At 46.9% G+C, this 15,132-nt stretch carries 13 protein-coding genes; 12 read left to right on the top strand and 1 reads right to left on the bottom strand.

What is annotated here, in order from left to right; genetic code table 11:
- Positions 1-13: 13 nt before the first annotated feature.
- The 3 genes from spoVG to M3629_RS27030 all read left to right on the top strand — a co-directional run bounded on the left by spoVG (position 14) and on the right by M3629_RS27030 (position 3,097).
- Positions 14-298: a septation regulator SpoVG gene (spoVG, locus tag M3629_RS27020; protein ID WP_017691372.1), complete on the top strand. Its 285-nt coding sequence runs from the start codon at positions 14-16 to the stop codon at positions 296-298.
- A gap of 354 nt (positions 299-652) precedes the next feature.
- Positions 653-2,044: a bifunctional UDP-N-acetylglucosamine diphosphorylase/glucosamine-1-phosphate N-acetyltransferase GlmU gene (gene glmU, locus M3629_RS27025; protein ID WP_435368284.1), complete on the top strand. Its 1,392-nt coding sequence runs from the start codon at positions 653-655 to the stop codon at positions 2,042-2,044.
- Between the two features lie 99 nt (positions 2,045-2,143).
- Positions 2,144-3,097: a ribose-phosphate diphosphokinase gene (locus tag M3629_RS27030; protein WP_017691370.1), complete on the top strand. Its 954-nt coding sequence runs from the start codon at positions 2,144-2,146 to the stop codon at positions 3,095-3,097.
- A gap of 108 nt (positions 3,098-3,205) precedes the next feature.
- Here the strand turns inward: M3629_RS27030 and M3629_RS27035 are convergent, their stop codons facing one another.
- Positions 3,206-3,406 carry a hypothetical protein gene (locus tag M3629_RS27035; RefSeq protein ID WP_090924609.1) on the bottom strand — a complete coding sequence of 67 codons (201 nt, stop codon included), beginning with the start codon at positions 3,404-3,406 and terminating at the stop codon, positions 3,206-3,208.
- Between the two features lie 116 nt (positions 3,407-3,522).
- Between M3629_RS27035 and pth the strand changes: the two genes are divergently transcribed.
- The 9 genes from pth (at position 3,523) to M3629_RS27080 (ending at position 15,091) form a co-directional block, all read left to right on the top strand.
- A complete protein-coding gene (gene pth, locus M3629_RS27040; RefSeq protein ID WP_251511931.1) occupies positions 3,523-4,083 on the top strand; it encodes an aminoacyl-tRNA hydrolase in 561 nt (186 codons plus the stop codon).
- Between the two features lie 110 nt (positions 4,084-4,193).
- A complete protein-coding gene (locus M3629_RS27045) occupies positions 4,194-4,424 on the top strand; it encodes an anti-sigma-F factor Fin family protein (RefSeq protein WP_251511933.1) in 231 nt (76 codons plus the stop codon).
- Between the two features lie 337 nt (positions 4,425-4,761).
- The gene (gene mfd, locus M3629_RS27050) at positions 4,762-8,289 is read left to right on the top strand and encodes a transcription-repair coupling factor (RefSeq protein ID WP_251511934.1); all 3,528 of its coding nucleotides are present in this window, start codon (positions 4,762-4,764) and stop codon (positions 8,287-8,289) included.
- Positions 8,273-9,418: a peptidylprolyl isomerase gene (locus M3629_RS27055; protein ID WP_251511936.1), complete on the top strand. Its 1,146-nt coding sequence runs from the start codon at positions 8,273-8,275 to the stop codon at positions 9,416-9,418. Before mfd ends, M3629_RS27055 begins: the two co-directional genes overlap by 17 nt.
- Before the next feature lie 341 nt (positions 9,419-9,759).
- Positions 9,760-10,302 carry a stage V sporulation protein T gene (gene spoVT, locus M3629_RS27060; protein ID WP_251511938.1) on the top strand — a complete coding sequence of 181 codons (543 nt, stop codon included), beginning with the start codon at positions 9,760-9,762 and terminating at the stop codon, positions 10,300-10,302.
- A gap of 425 nt (positions 10,303-10,727) precedes the next feature.
- On the top strand, positions 10,728-12,425 hold the full coding sequence (locus M3629_RS27065; RefSeq protein ID WP_251511939.1) for a putative polysaccharide biosynthesis protein: 1,698 nt from the start codon (positions 10,728-10,730) through the stop codon (positions 12,423-12,425).
- A 318-nt stretch (positions 12,426-12,743) separates the two neighbouring features.
- On the top strand, positions 12,744-14,237 hold the full coding sequence (gene mazG / locus M3629_RS27070) for a nucleoside triphosphate pyrophosphohydrolase (protein ID WP_251511941.1): 1,494 nt from the start codon (positions 12,744-12,746) through the stop codon (positions 14,235-14,237).
- A 303-nt stretch (positions 14,238-14,540) separates the two neighbouring features.
- Positions 14,541-14,813: an HU family DNA-binding protein gene (locus tag M3629_RS27075; RefSeq protein ID WP_090924617.1), complete on the top strand. Its 273-nt coding sequence runs from the start codon at positions 14,541-14,543 to the stop codon at positions 14,811-14,813.
- Entirely contained in the window at positions 14,813-15,091 is a 279-nt protein-coding gene (locus tag M3629_RS27080) for an RNA-binding S4 domain-containing protein (protein ID WP_090924618.1), read from the top strand. Before M3629_RS27075 ends, M3629_RS27080 begins: the two co-directional genes overlap by 1 nt.
- The last annotated feature ends 41 nt before the right edge of the window (positions 15,092-15,132 follow it).

Consider the following 15,132-nt stretch of genomic DNA (forward strand, 5'->3'; position numbering starts at 1 on the left):
GGTGAACACACACATGCAAATTACGGATGTCAGACTCCGCCGCGTTAACTCGGAAGGGAGAATGAAAGCTATCGCATCCATTACCATCGATAACGAATTCGTCGTTCATGACATTCGTGTCATCGATGGTAACAACGGAATGTTTGTTGCAATGCCGAGCAAGCGGACTCCTGACGGAGAGTTCCGTGATATCGCCCACCCGATCTCTTCTGGTACGCGTGAGAAGATTCAGGCAGCAGTATTAACTGAGTACGATCGTGCAGCTACTGAGGAAGAAGTCATTGAAGAAGGTGCCTGAGAACATTATTGGGGTTCGAAGGAAAAGAGAGCCATGTCTTATGGCTCTCTTTTCTTTTTGATCGGAATAAGATATATTCAGTATTGAGTTTATTCAAAAGAGAACCGGAGCGCATCCTGCGTTCGGTAGCAGAGCGGCATCTTAGGAATCGTTGGGATTCAGTTAAGCTCGCAGGTACACGGCGTTACGATGAGGTCATGATACACTCGTGACTATGTTGTTACGCGTGATTACAGAGACAGCAGGCGATGAACAAGACCGGCTTGAAGCCGGCTGAATGATTCTCATTGGAGATGGAATGTGTAAGGTATTCAATGGGGTTTTCAGAACAGGAGGTCGTTAATTTTGAAACGCATGGCAATTGTTCTTGCCGCAGGGCAGGGCAAACGAATGAAATCCAAATTGTACAAAGTACTGCATCCCGTATGCGGTAAACCGATGGTCGGACATGTGCTGGATGCAGCACTTCGCGCAGGCGTTGAACGTAGCGTAGTTGTTGTCGGTCATGGGGCCGAAGCGGTGCAGTCATTTTTAGGTTCCAGAGCAGAGTACGCACTTCAAGCGGAACAACTCGGTACAGGTCATGCCGTGAAACAGGTAAAATCCTTGCTCGGTAATGAACATGGGTCAACGATTGTAGTCTGTGGCGACACACCACTCGTTACCAGCGAGACTCTGGAAGGTCTGATGAAGCTGCACGAGGAAAGCGGCGCAGCGGCTACAGTACTCACAGCTGAGCTCGACATTCCGAAGGGATATGGACGCGTGATCCGCGGGGAAGATGGTTCTGTACAGCGAATCGTTGAACAAAAGGATTGCACACCGCAAGAGGATGCCGTAAAGGAAATTAATACAGGCACGTATTGCTTTGATAATGCAAAGCTGTTTGCGGCTCTGGAGAAGGTAACGAATCATAACGCTCAGGGCGAGTATTATCTGACAGACGTCGTTGGCATTTTCAAGAGCGAGGGAGAAGTCGTCGAAGCTTATATGTCTGACGATATCGCAGAATCCATCGGAGTTAATGACAGACTTGCCCTTTCACAAGCAGAAGCATACATGCGCGAACGTCTGGCTGTGCGCCATATGTTGAACGGGGTAACAATTATTGATCCTTCATCGACATATATCGGAGCAGATGTTACGATTGGATCAGATACAGTACTGTATCCGGGAACCGTTCTTAAAGGTACTACTTCGATTGGCGAAGCATGTCATATCGGTCCTCATGCAGATATTGAGGATAGTATTATCCAAGATGGTGCTGCGATTAAACATTCGGTGCTTTCCCAGGCAGAAGTTGGCCCGGATGCAACCGTAGGTCCTTTTGCCAATCTGCGCCCTGGCACCAAGTTAGGCCGTAAAGTAAAAATTGGTGACTTTGTTGAAGTGAAAAATGCTACAATTGATGAAGGATCTAAAGTGTCACATCTCAGTTATATCGGGGATGCACAGGTAGGTAAGAACGTAAATGTTGGTTGCGGGGCAATAACGGTCAATTATGATGGATATAATAAGGCTGTAACAACCATTGAAGATGATGCTTTTGTAGGCAGCAACGTTAACTTGATTGCACCGATCACGGTTGGAAAAGGCGCTTATGTCGTTGCGGGCTCTACCGTAACACATTCCGTTCCTGAGAATGATCTGGCGATTGCTCGTCCACGTCAGGAAAACAAAGCAGGTTATGCGGAGAAAATCCGCGGACGTGCAAAAGCCAAGAAACAAAACACCAAACCCGAATAAGGGGTTTTGATAACCAATTGCCTCCCGCTACCCGGGAGGTGCCGACATGTCGCAGACGCTTATAGATTCCAATGAACCAGCACGGAGGGTTTTTATTTTATGACTTATTTTGACTCGAAATTAAAAATATTTACTTGCAATTCTAACCCCAAGCTTGCTCATCAAATTGCTGATTATATCGGGATTCCTATGGGTGAATCTCATACAACCAGCTTTAGTGATGGCGAGATTCAAGTGAAACTCTCCGAGAGTGTTCGTGGCTGTCACGTATATATCGTGCAGTCAACTTGCTTGCCGGTTAATGACAATCTGATGGAAATGCTGGTTATGATTGATGCATTGAAACGTGCATCGGCCAAAACAATTAACGTTGTTATTCCGTATTACGGTTATGCTCGCCAAGATCGCAAAGCACGTTCACGTGATCCGATTACGGCCAAGCTTGTTGCCAACCTAATTGAAAAAGCAGGCGCAACACGTGTAATCGCAATGGACTTGCATGCGATGCAGATTCAGGGGTTCTTCGACATTCCAGTCGATCATCTGCTGGGAGTACCGATTCTGGCTCAGTATTTCCGCTCGAAACAGATTGAGAACCCGGTTGTTGTGTCACCTGACCACGGTGGTGTGGTTCGTGCGCGTAAACTGGCTGATTTCCTGAATGCACCGCTTGCGATTATCGACAAACGTCGTCCTGAGCCGAACGTCAGCGAAGTTATGAATATTATCGGTAATATCGAAGGTAAAACAGCGATTCTGATTGATGACATCATTGATACTGCCGGAACAATTGTACTGGGAGCGAATGCTCTGATGGAAGGCGGCGTGAAGGAAGTATACGCATGCTGTACTCACCCGGTATTGTCTGGCCCTGCGATGGAACGTTTGGAAAATGCGCCGCTGAAGGAAGTCATTGTGACGGATACAATTCCAATTACACATGCAAATCCAACAAGTAAGCTTAAAGTGCTCTCTGTGGCACCATTGCTTGGGGAAGCGATCATCCGGGTTCATGAGGAATTGTCAATCAGCAAGCTGTTTGAAATTGAATAGGATGTCTGCATAAAGTAGTAGAGGGGTTACGTCTTCCGGTTGAACGGAAAATGTAACCCCTGTCGGCGTGCCGTTTTTAATGTGATAGAAACCAACCGCGCTGGCGAATTAATATCCCGGGCGGGAAATAAAGCGGAAGCGACGTCTGTGAAAGAGCGTATCAGCAATTTCGACAAATTGACTATCGAAACGGGTAATCACACCAATCTCGATATGGGTGTCACGATCATACACCTGTACAGGTACGTGATGTTCCAGATGATAAATAAAGTCACTATGTTGAGTCAGTTGTCCGTTATCTTCGCGCAAAACCCGCTCACCTTCCTAGGTGGATAAATGTTCGATACGTACTTTCCTGATATTATATGAAATATAACATTCGAAGTCTATGCCTCACTTAATGGATGATCAAAGGAGGGAACAAGATGAAGTGGATTGTCGGACTTGGTAATCCAGGCTCAAACTATGCTAAAACCCGGCATAATATCGGTTTTATGGCACTGGATCGATTGGCAGATCGCCATAACATTTCCATTACACAAAACAAGTGTAAAGCACTGATTGGAGAAGGCAACATTGGAGGCGTCAAAACAGTACTGATCAAACCGATGACCTATATGAACCTTTCGGGTGAGTCGGTTCGAGCATACATGGATTTTTATAAAGTGAGTCTGGAAGACTTAATCGTGGTATACGACGATATGGATACAGAGATCGGCAAGGTGCGCTTGCGTTATCAGGGCAGTGCCGGTGGACATAATGGGATCAAGTCCATTATTCAACACACGGGTACACAACAGTTTAACCGGGTTCGTATGGGGATATCAAGACCTGATCCGGGACATGCCATTGTAGATTATGTACTGTCAACGTTCATGAAAAAAGAAAAAGAATCGCTAGAGCAGACGATTGAGCAAACATGTGATGCGCTGGAATATAGTTTAACGAATACGTTTGAGCAAACGATGGCCAAATTCAACGGCTGATACATTGCAGTAACAAGGCTAGTAACACTGGAAAAAAGATTATTATGACGACTTCGATTTGGACAATCTGGGCATACTGGATGTATAAACCATGTTCAGGAGGCATAATTATGTCAGTGAATTATGTATGTCGGCATTGCCGTACCTTTATTGGCCAGATTGATTCAGCCAAAATCACAGAAGCGCAGCTCGGTTTTCATTTCTTGACCCCCGACGAGCGGAGGGATATAATAGCGTATAATTCCGGTGGTGATATTACCGTTCGAGTTACATGTGATTATTGTAAGGAAGCACTTGAAAACAACCCCGAGCTGAGTCTGCTGGCGAATCCGTTACAGTAGTTGTGGCCTGTTGCGAGTTTGTTGAAGTTACGATTGTTGAATGTTGAAAAATGACAGAGAGGATGACCGCGGTTACAGCGGTTCGCCTTTTTATAGCCTTGGCAGCCTGCTGAGGCTTCTTTTCAGTTGGGACAGAATTATAGGTTTATTCAAGCCCTGTAATTGAATTTAGATTGGTCCTGTAGGAACAGATGTGGAAATGTTTGGAGTAATCCTTTATGATGAAACAGGACAAAAAGGAATAAGTATCCAGTTTTTAAAATTTCCAACGACCGAAGATGCTGCACAATGTGTGCAATAATCTATAATCAAGAAAGTTATAAGAGAGGTGCCCCTTTTGTTACAAGCACTCATACAGGCTTTTTCTAAAGATCCGGACTTTGCGTCCATTACAGCCGGGGTGAATTCCGGCATGAAGGAGCAATTGGTTTCGGGACTGTCCGGTTCGGCTCGTCAGATTATGCTGGCTTCGCTGCACCAAGAGATGGATCGACCACTGCTCGTCGTGACACATAATATGTTTGCTGCACAAAAAATAGCGGAAGACTTACAGGAAGCGCTTTCAATGGATCAAGTGTTGATCTATCCTGCAAACGAACTTGTGGCTGCTGAGGCGGCGGTATCTAGTCCAGAGACACTCGCTCAGCGTATAGAAGTACTGGTTCGTTGCGCCCAGGGATTCAGGGGCATTGTTGTCATTCCCTTTTCCGGGGTAAGGCGTTATGTACCACTGCCGGAAGTCATGGCTGATGCTCATATCCAAATTAAGCAAGGCAGCACGCTTCAACTGGATTCGTTCCTGCTGGAGATGGTCATGCTTGGCTATGAGCGTGTAGAGCGGGTTGAATCTCGCGGAGAGATGAGTGTACGCGGAGGCATTATCGACTTCTATCCAGTAACTTCATCGATTGCATATCGGGTGGAGTTATTTGACGACGAAATCGATTCCATTCGCACATTTGACCCTGCGGATCAGCGTTCCATTGAACGGATAGAGGAAATTACGATTTTGCCATGTAAAGAATTAATCGCTGATCGGGAACGAATGGAGAAAGCAGCCGACACGGCAGCAATTCTACTGGAGCAGCAGCTGGAGAAAATGGCAGATCGTCAGGCCAAGCTGCGGTTGCGGGAAGAGATGCACCGGGAGATTGAGCTGCTGCGCCAACATGTCTATTTTTCGGAAATGTACAAATACATTTCCCCGCTTTATCCTGAAAATAAAACGATTTATGATTATATGCCAGAAGATACGATCCTGGTGATGGATGAGCCGGCGAGATTATCGGAGACCTCGAAACAACTAGACAGGGACGAATCAGAGTGGAATTTGCATCTGATGCAAAATGGAAAAACGCTTCCAGATCTTCCGTTATCGGCAGATGGGGATGATTTGCTTTATGAGCGCCCATTCCAGACCATCTTTATGTCGATCTTTTTACGCCAGGTTCCGCATACACAGCCACAGAACATATTGAATTTTATTAGCCGGGGCATGCAAGATTTCCACGGACAGATGAACGTGCTGAAGGCGGAGATGGAACGCTGGCAGAAGGCCGGGGTTCATGTATTAATGCTGGCTAATGGTGAGGAACGGATGGATCGGATGCGCCGAGTATTGCAGGATTATGACATCCCTGAGCCGGAGATGTTGAATGGCAACTTGCAAACTGGTTTCGAGATGCCATCCATTCACCTAGCGGTCATCACAGAAGGTGAGATGTTCTCGCAGAAACAGCGTAAAGCCCGCAAGCCTATTCGCAACATTGATAATGCGGAGCGCATTAAATCTTATAGCGAACTCAAAGTGGGCGATTATGTCGTTCATCAAAATCACGGGATTGGTAAATACCTCGGGATTGGTACGCTTGAAGTTGCCGGTATTCACAAAGACTACATGCACATTCTGTATGCAGGCGGCGACAAATTGTCTGTTCCGATCGAACAGATTGATCTTATTCAGAAGTATGTGGGTTCCGAAGAGAAGGAGCCGAAAATATACAAGCTGGGCGGTAACGAGTGGACACGGGTTAAAAATAAAGTTCGTTCCTCCGTTCAGGATATAGCCGATGATCTGATCAAACTATACGCAGAGCGTCAAACGTCCAAAGGCTATGGGTTCGACAAGGATTCCGCAGAACAGCAGGAATTCGAAGACATGTTCCCTTACGATGAGACACGTGATCAGATGCGCGCAATTGAAGAAATCAAAAAGGATATGGAACAAAACCGTCCGATGGATCGTTTATTGTGTGGAGACGTTGGTTACGGGAAAACTGAAGTTGCGATTCGGGCTGCATTCAAAGCGGCAATCGAGGGCAAACAGGTAGCGGTGCTTGTTCCAACAACGATTTTGGCCCAGCAGCATTATGAAACGTTCCGTGAGCGCTTCTCCGGTTATCCGTTTAACATTCATGTCCTTAGCCGATTCCGTTCCCGCAAGGAACAAAATGAAACAGCCAAGGGAATCAAAGCGGGTACAGTTGATATTGTAATCGGTACGCATCGCTTGTTGTCGCAGGATCTGGTATTTAAAGATTTGGGATTGCTTATTGTCGATGAGGAGCAACGCTTTGGTGTAACACACAAGGAGAAGCTGAAGAAGCTCAAAACAAATGTGGACGTGTTAACCCTCACGGCAACACCGATTCCGCGTACTTTACACATGTCCATGTTGGGTGTACGTGACTTGTCCGTGATTGAGACACCGCCAGAGAACCGTTTCCCCGTTCAGACCTACGTGGTAGAGCATAGTCAGGCTCTTGTTCGTGAAGCGATTGAGCGTGAGTTGGCGCGTGGTGGTCAGGTATATTATCTCTACAACCGAGTACAAGGCATTCAGGAGATGGCAGCCGAAATCTCGGATCTGGTGCCAGAAGCCAAAGTGGGCGTAGGGCATGGCCAGATGACAGAAACCGAGCTGGAGAAGACGATTCTCGACTTCCTGGACGGAGAGTATGATGTACTGGTGAGCACAAGTATCATTGAAACAGGTGTGGACATTCCGAATGTAAATACACTCATTGTGCATGATGCAGACAAAATGGGACTCTCCCAACTGTATCAGTTGCGTGGACGGGTAGGACGGTCTAATCGGATTGCCTACGCGTATTTCACATACCAACGGGATAAAGTGCTCACTGAAGTTGCCGAAAAGCGTCTACAATCGATCAAGGAATTCACAGAGCTTGGATCAGGGTTCAAAATTGCAATGCGAGACTTGTCCATCCGTGGAGCTGGTAACCTGCTCGGAGCAGAGCAACATGGCTTTATCGCTTCCGTCGGGTTCGATCTGTACTCACAAATGCTGGCAGAAGAGATTAACAAACGCAAAGTCACCATGCTTGGTGAAGAGCCGCTTCCTTCCGACCAGTGGAATACAACGCTTGACCTCAGTATTGATGCCTACTTGCCATCGGATTATATTTATGACAGTATTCAGAAGATTGAGATCTATAAAAAGGTCGCAGTTATTGCTTCCTTCGACGATGCGATGGAACTTGAAGACGAATTGGTTGACCGATTCGGTGATTTGCCGGAGGCTGTAATCAATTTGATGGCGGTGGCCCGCCTTAAAGTGTACGGCAAAATCTATGGTATTGAGTCCATCACACAGCGTGGGGATGATCTCACAGTCAAGTTCTATGAAGGACGTGAACACGCCTTTGAGTTGTCAAAAATCGCACACATTGGAAATCAGTTCGAAAGACGTGTACAATTTGAACAAGGACCCCATATGCTGATTCATGTCAAAGGCAAGGGTCTTGGGGATAAGCAACTGATGGAGCTGGTAGAAAAGTTTCTGGAGTCCATGAAGACTGCTTTTAAATCAAAGGGGGAACTAAAAGATGTTAGCAAAGTATAAAAAAGTGGGAAAAGTGCTATCCGTAGGTATGGTAGCAGTACTGTCCCTGTCCTTGCTTGCTGCATGTGGCAAGAAGGAAGAAGCAAAAGCACCGGAATCAACAGATAAGAGTGCTGTTGTAGCTACGTATGATGGTGGCACAATTACAGCGAATGAATTCGACATGGAACAACGTGTTATGAAATTCCTCTATCCAGAGTATGCACAAATGATGGATATGGATGATTTTAAGGAATACTTGGTGAAGCAAGAGATTGCTTATGAATATTTGAGTGGCAAAGCGAGTGAAGAAGCCAAAACGGCCGGAGCCAAAACGGCATCCGAACAATTCGACAAAATGAAGGCTTCTGTAAAGGAAGAGCAATGGACAGAAATGTTGAAGGCTCAGAATTTGACAGACCAGAATATTAAAGATTACATGACCCGGATCATGACGGTAATCAAAGATAAAGAAACAGGCGTAACCGAAGATGCGATCAAGGCAGAGTTTGAGAAAAACAAAGATCAGTTCACAACGGCATCTGTACGTCACGTGCTGATCGGATTTACGGATTCAAAAACGCAGAAAGAACGTAAGAAAGAAGATGCATTGAAATTAGCGAAAGAAGTAAAAGCTAAACTTGAAGGCGGAACTGATTTTGCGGAAATCGTGAAAAAATATTCGGATGACAGTGCCTCTGTAGCGGATGGTGGATTGTATAAAGATACACCTGTTGCAACATGGGTAGAGGCTTTCAAAGAAGCTGCGAAAACACTGCCATTGAATAAAATCAGTGATCCGGTTGAAACAGAGTACGGTTACCACGTTATGAAAGTGGAAGCTCGCACAGAGGCAGATTTCTCCAAATTGACAGCGGAGCAGAAAGACACACTGAAAAGTCAGCTGGCTGCTGCGGAAATCGATACGTTTATGCAAAAAGAGCTAGATAAAATCGTTAAAGAAGTGAAACTTCCTAAGACCGAGAAGAAAGAAGAAGGTACAACAGGAGGTACGACAGGAACAGGTACCGAAGGTACGAAAACAGATGAATCCAAAACGGATTCCAAAGGTACAGATACGAAAACAGATCAAGGTACAACAGGAACGGACAAAGATGCAAAAACCGAAGAAGGTACAAGCAGTAAATAATTTCATTTACAGTGATCCTAACATGCATTCCAGAGAAGCTTAAGCAGCTTGCTGAGAGGGTTATACTCACCGTAATATGGACAACCTATAACAAAGCATGGAGAGAACCGACGGTTCATTCTCCTGCTTTGTTTTTTGTTTACATGGAGTGTAGAACGAGCGGAGATTGAATTTTTTTTTTTATAAAAAGTTAATTACGATATTCTGTAAAGCATGTATAAGGATATGGGAACAGATGAATACTATGGTCAAGAAATCACACTAAACGTTCTGGGACTTTCCTCTACCCATTAAGGAACAGTAGTTGAAAAATCTTCTCGAGAAAGTGGGGCAACATGTAAATGAAAGCTACTGGTATTGTCCGCCGTATAGATGACCTGGGTCGTGTGGTCATTCCAAAAGAAATCCGTCGTACGTTACGTATCCGTGAGGGAGATCCACTTGAGATTTTTGTGGATCGGGATGGAGAAGTTATTCTTAAAAAATATTCACCGATTGGCGAACTTGGTGATTTTGCCAAAGAATATGCAGAATCGCTGTATGAGAGTACAGGTCACGTTACGATGATTTCTGACCGGGATACGATTATCACGGTGGCAGGCGGCTCCAAGAAGGAATATTTGGATAAACAGGTAGGCAGCATTGTCGAAAGCTGCATGGAGAATCGCAAAACGATCATGGAAGCAACAGGCGGCACTTATGAGCTTAGCAAAGATCATGACGAGACGTTATCCTCTTTTGTTATTGCGCCAATTATCTCCGGTGGTGATCCCATTGGAACCGTTATCCTGTTCAACAAGGATGACTCCGTGAAGATGTCTCAGATGGAAACCAAGATGGCTGAGACTGCTGCGGGATTCCTTGGCAAACAAATGGAACAATAGAAAGCAGATGGACTCCTGTGAGCCTGAACCGGGCATACGGGAGTTTTTGCTTTTTACATATAAGTTGAACTACAGGTATTTACACAAGTACTCCGATGACAGAATAAACTGGAGAGTAGCGGTTATCCCCAGATTTTATGGATTCCCTTCTCCAAAGCGAAAATCCGTTGATAAAGGCGAAGTCTATGCTTCCGATGTAGCTTTCCTTTCAGAAAGCTTTTAGCTTCGCTTTTTCAGTTTTTTTCTGTCTTCTTAAAAAAATATTTCACCTTACATAGATGGGGTGGAGGCTAGAGGCTTTGATCTGATCACAAGTTGATGATCAGAGGATGTTCGTATTGAGTGCCTTCTGGCAGGTATAATAGCTAGGGAGCTGTATGCTTTGTTTGAATGCCAGAATACACATGGAAGGAACCAGGAAATCGATGAAACAGCCATCTTCAGGCACTAGGCTACTACAAGGTGCGTTTATCCTTGGGCTTGCTGCCATTATCTCCAAAATCATTGGTGCTTTTCAAAAGATTCCTCTTCAAAATCTAGGGGGAGACGGTGTCTTTGGTATCTACAATACGATCTATCCATTATATATGCTTATTATTACGCTGGCTGCGGCTGGGTTGCCCTTGGCTGTATCCAAATTCGTAGCCGAACAGAATGCCCTCGGCAGACCAGACGAGAGCCGAAGAATTATACGACTATCTTCGATGTTGCTCGGCGGATTAGGCATGATTACCGCAGTGTTGATGTATGGAAGTGCACCGTGGATCGCAGTTCTGATTGGGAATCAGCATGTGATTCCTTCCATTCGTGCAGCATCTTTAGCCTTGTTATGTGTTCCACTAATGACAGGTTTACGTGGATACTTTCAGGGAATGCAGCAGGTGGTGCCTACCGCTGTGTCTCAGGTAGTTGAACAGACGGTGCGGGTCACGGTCATGATTGTGGTGTTACTGTGGCTTATTCGTCAGGATGCTTCGATTGAAACGGTTGCTTCAGGGGCAATGTTAGGCTCGGTAGCAGGAGGGTGTGCGGGGCTCATCGTCATGTTGGGATTCGTGTATAGACATCGGCGGAAAGAGCGGAAGAGCAAGATGATCAAGGGACAAGCATTGTATGCGGAATCGGAGCAGCGGAGGAGTATTAGTGAGACCGGGCCGTCCGCCAATGCTTTCCGAGAACGCTCAAATACCGAATGGATACGTATTTTGCTTATTTATGCCATTCCGGTTTGCCTTGGCTCAATGGCAGTGCCTCTGATGAATCTGGTGGACACCTTTACCGTTCCACGTCTGCTACGCGGTGAAGGGCTGGATGACTTGCAAACAATGGTGTCCTTCGGCATATACAACCGCGGATTGCCGCTGGTGCAGCTGGTGACGATGCTTGCCACGTCACTTTCGGTGCTGTTTATTCCGGCGATGGCCGAAGCGCGCCTGAAGGGCGGGCCAGAAGCCGTCAGGCAGCAAGCGGGCATAGCGCTTCGCTGGTTCTGGCTGATCGGTCTGGCAGCCTCCGCTGGACTTGCGGTTCTGGCAGACCCGATTAACCGCATGCTGTACGGGGATGCCGCAGGCACCGAAGCATTGCGGTATATGGCGCTGACGGCTGCAGGCAGCACCGTCAGCATCATCGCGGCGGCGCTGCTGCAAGGCCTCGGCGCCGTGCGCGCTCCTGCGTTCAGCATGCTGGCCGCCGCAGGCGTCAAGGTGCTGCTGAACGTCATGCTCGTGCCAGCGCTGGGCATCAGCGGCGCGGCCCTTGCAGGCGCAGTCGCCTATATGCTGGCGGCTGGCCTGAATGTGGCGCTGCTGGCGCGGCTCACCGCCATGCGCTCTGCCCCTGGCGCCGTTCTGGCGAAGCCGGCGCTAGTCATCGCCGCCATGAGCCTGGCGGCACTGGGCATGGCCTGGGCCGCCGGAGCGATGTTCGGCGGCTTGGGCATCGCAGCCACGCATCGGCTGGCTGCGATGGGCGTGAGCCTGCTGGGCATAGCCGCAGGCGGAGCCGTGTTCGTGCTGGCCGCGGCCCGGACAGGACTGCTGACCGCCACAGAGCTGGCGGCCTTGCCGAAGCTGGGGCCGCGTCTGGCGAAGTTGCTAAGCAGACTGCGCGTACTGCGCTAGCCAAATCATAGCTACTATGGTGTATAGTTACATGCTACACCTCTTATGTTATCGCTCTGCCTGAGAGCAATTCCGCAGTGCTTTCTATCGCCCGCATGAGTGAATGGAGCGCCACAGAATACGAACAGCAAGAAACACGCAGATGTCATTGCAGTTGAAATTATAGGATATCGACAGATTCTGGTATAATACGTTTAATTATTGAGCGCCATCCTGTTCATTTGAGAAGAGAGAAGCTTATGGGCATTTATTGATATACCATATGGGCGATAAGTAGCCTGCAAAGGACAGGATGGTTCGGATGGAGGTTTAAGCGCAATGAGTGCAGCTTTAACAGTGGTAGGTCTAGGATCGGGAGATGCAGACCAACTGACGCTAGGTATTATTAAAAAAATGAAACATGCAGCTACGTTGTATGTACGCACACTGGATCATCCAGTGTTGAATGATTTACAGCAGGAAGGGCTAGAGATGACGTCATTTGATACCGTCTATGAGTCCAAATCCGCCTTCCCGGAAGTGTATGATGAGATTGCCGACCGATTGATTGAGGCTGCTCGGAACGGGGATGCAGGTGCTGAGATTGTCTATGCCGTACCAGGCCATCCAATGGTAGCCGAAGCCAGTGTTCGGCTTTTGAAAGAACGCTGCCCGCAGCAGGGCATCTCATTACGTATTATGGGCGGCGAGAGTTTCCTGGATGAAGCCTTTATCCGGCTTGGTTTCGATCCTATTGAAGGCTTTCAACTGCTCGATGCCAGCAGTCTGAGTCCCGAACTGATCCAACCTCAGCTACATACGTTGATTGGACAAGTCTATGACGGTTTTACTGCATCTGATGTGAAGTTATGTCTAATGGAGATATACCCGGATGATTATCCGGTGTTTGTGGGCCATGCACTTGGCGTACAAGAGCAGGAAGTCATCCATAAGGTACCACTGCATGAGTTGGATCGCACTCCTGGTTATGGCAACCTGTCGCTGATCTATGTGCCCAAAAATACAGATGATGCACTACGCCGCCGTTCTTTCGCACGATTGCACGAGATCGTAAATATTCTCCGTAGTCCGGGTGGCTGTCCATGGGATCAGGAGCAAACACACCAATCGATTCGTAAAAACCTGATTGAAGAGACATACGAAGTGATTGAAACCATCGATGAGGATGACCCGGATCACATGAAAGAAGAACTGGGTGATCTGCTGTTGCAAATTATGCTGCATTCTCAGATGGAGGAAGAGGTTGGCACATTCAACGTATATGACGTTATAGAAGGACTGAATGACAAGTTGATTTTCCGCCATCCGCACGTATTTGGCGATAATCAAGCGGAAGACGCGAATGAAGCCTTGCAGAACTGGGAACAGATGAAAGCAGAGGAGAAAAAACGTAAAGGCCAGGATGTACAACAAAGTTCCGTACTGGATGGTATCCCGCGTGATCTACCTGCACTTATGAAGGGATATAAGCTTCAGAAGAAAGCAGCCAAGGTTGGTTTTGATTGGGATAATGTGGAGGGTGTATTTGCCAAAATTGAAGAAGAACTGGCTGAACTGAGAGAAGCGGTACAGCAAGGACATGATGCGGAAGCACGCAAGTTGGAACTTGGCGACGTTTTATTTGCCACGGCGAATGTAGCACGTTTTATTGACACAGATCCGGAGGAAGCTCTTGCTGCTACAAACCGCAAGTTTGTCGCGAGATTCCAATACATCGAGGATCGGTTGCGTGAGCAGGGGAAGACACCTGCGGACAGTACGGTAGAAGAGATGGAGCAATTCTGGCAACAGGCGAAGAAAGCCGGGCTCTGATTTGTGCCAATTGTAAAAATACCCAAATATCTTATTCCATCAGACTAGGCAGTGTGATATGATGATACGAACGTGTGTTCAACATTATATCGAGTCTGGTGTTTGAAGCGACATCATTTCGGGTACTGGACTTAGATGATTCTCTGCTGCAACGGCAAAAGCTAAAAAAAGTCGTTGGTCAAGGCAGGAATTTAGCATGAAAGCCAGAATACATGTGTAGTAACCGTGCGAGAATCGACTTGGTTATCCTAAAAACAACCAAGGCTCGCAGATACTTTTTTTTTAATTTGGGAGGCTTTTAACATGAACAAAACAGACCTGATTAACAACATTTCAAACAAAAGCGGTTTGACAAAGAAAGATGTCGAGTCCGTATTGAACGGCTTTTTAGGAGAAATTACGGATGCGCTTGCCAGCGGAGACAAAGTACAATTGATCGGCTTTGGCACTTTTGAGACCCGCAAACGTTCCGGTCGTACGGGGCGCAACCCGCAAACAGGGAATGAGATTGTGATTCCTGAGTCCACTGTTCCTGCATTCAAAGCAGGTAACAAACTTAAAGAAGCTGTAAAGTAATGCGTCTTGATAAATTCCTTAAGGTATCTCGGCTGATCAAACGCCGCACTGTAGCCAAAGACGTTTCTGAGCAGGGACGTGTGCTGGTGAATGGACGGGAAGCTAAGCCCAGCGCTGCTGTAAAAGTAGGCGATGAGCTGACGGTTCAGTTCGGTCAGAAGCTTGTCACCGTGAAGGTGGAGCGTCTTGCTGAGAGTACCAAGAAGGATGAGGCGAGCAGCCTCTATACCTTGGTTAAGGAAGAGCCGATCGCCAAGGATAACGGAATGGACTGGTAACAGGACTTCCATAGAATTGTTTGATTTTGTTTATATCATTT

Source organism: Paenibacillus polysaccharolyticus (assembly GCF_023714295.1).
Taxonomy (GTDB): domain Bacteria; phylum Bacillota; class Bacilli; order Paenibacillales; family Paenibacillaceae; genus Paenibacillus; species Paenibacillus polysaccharolyticus_A.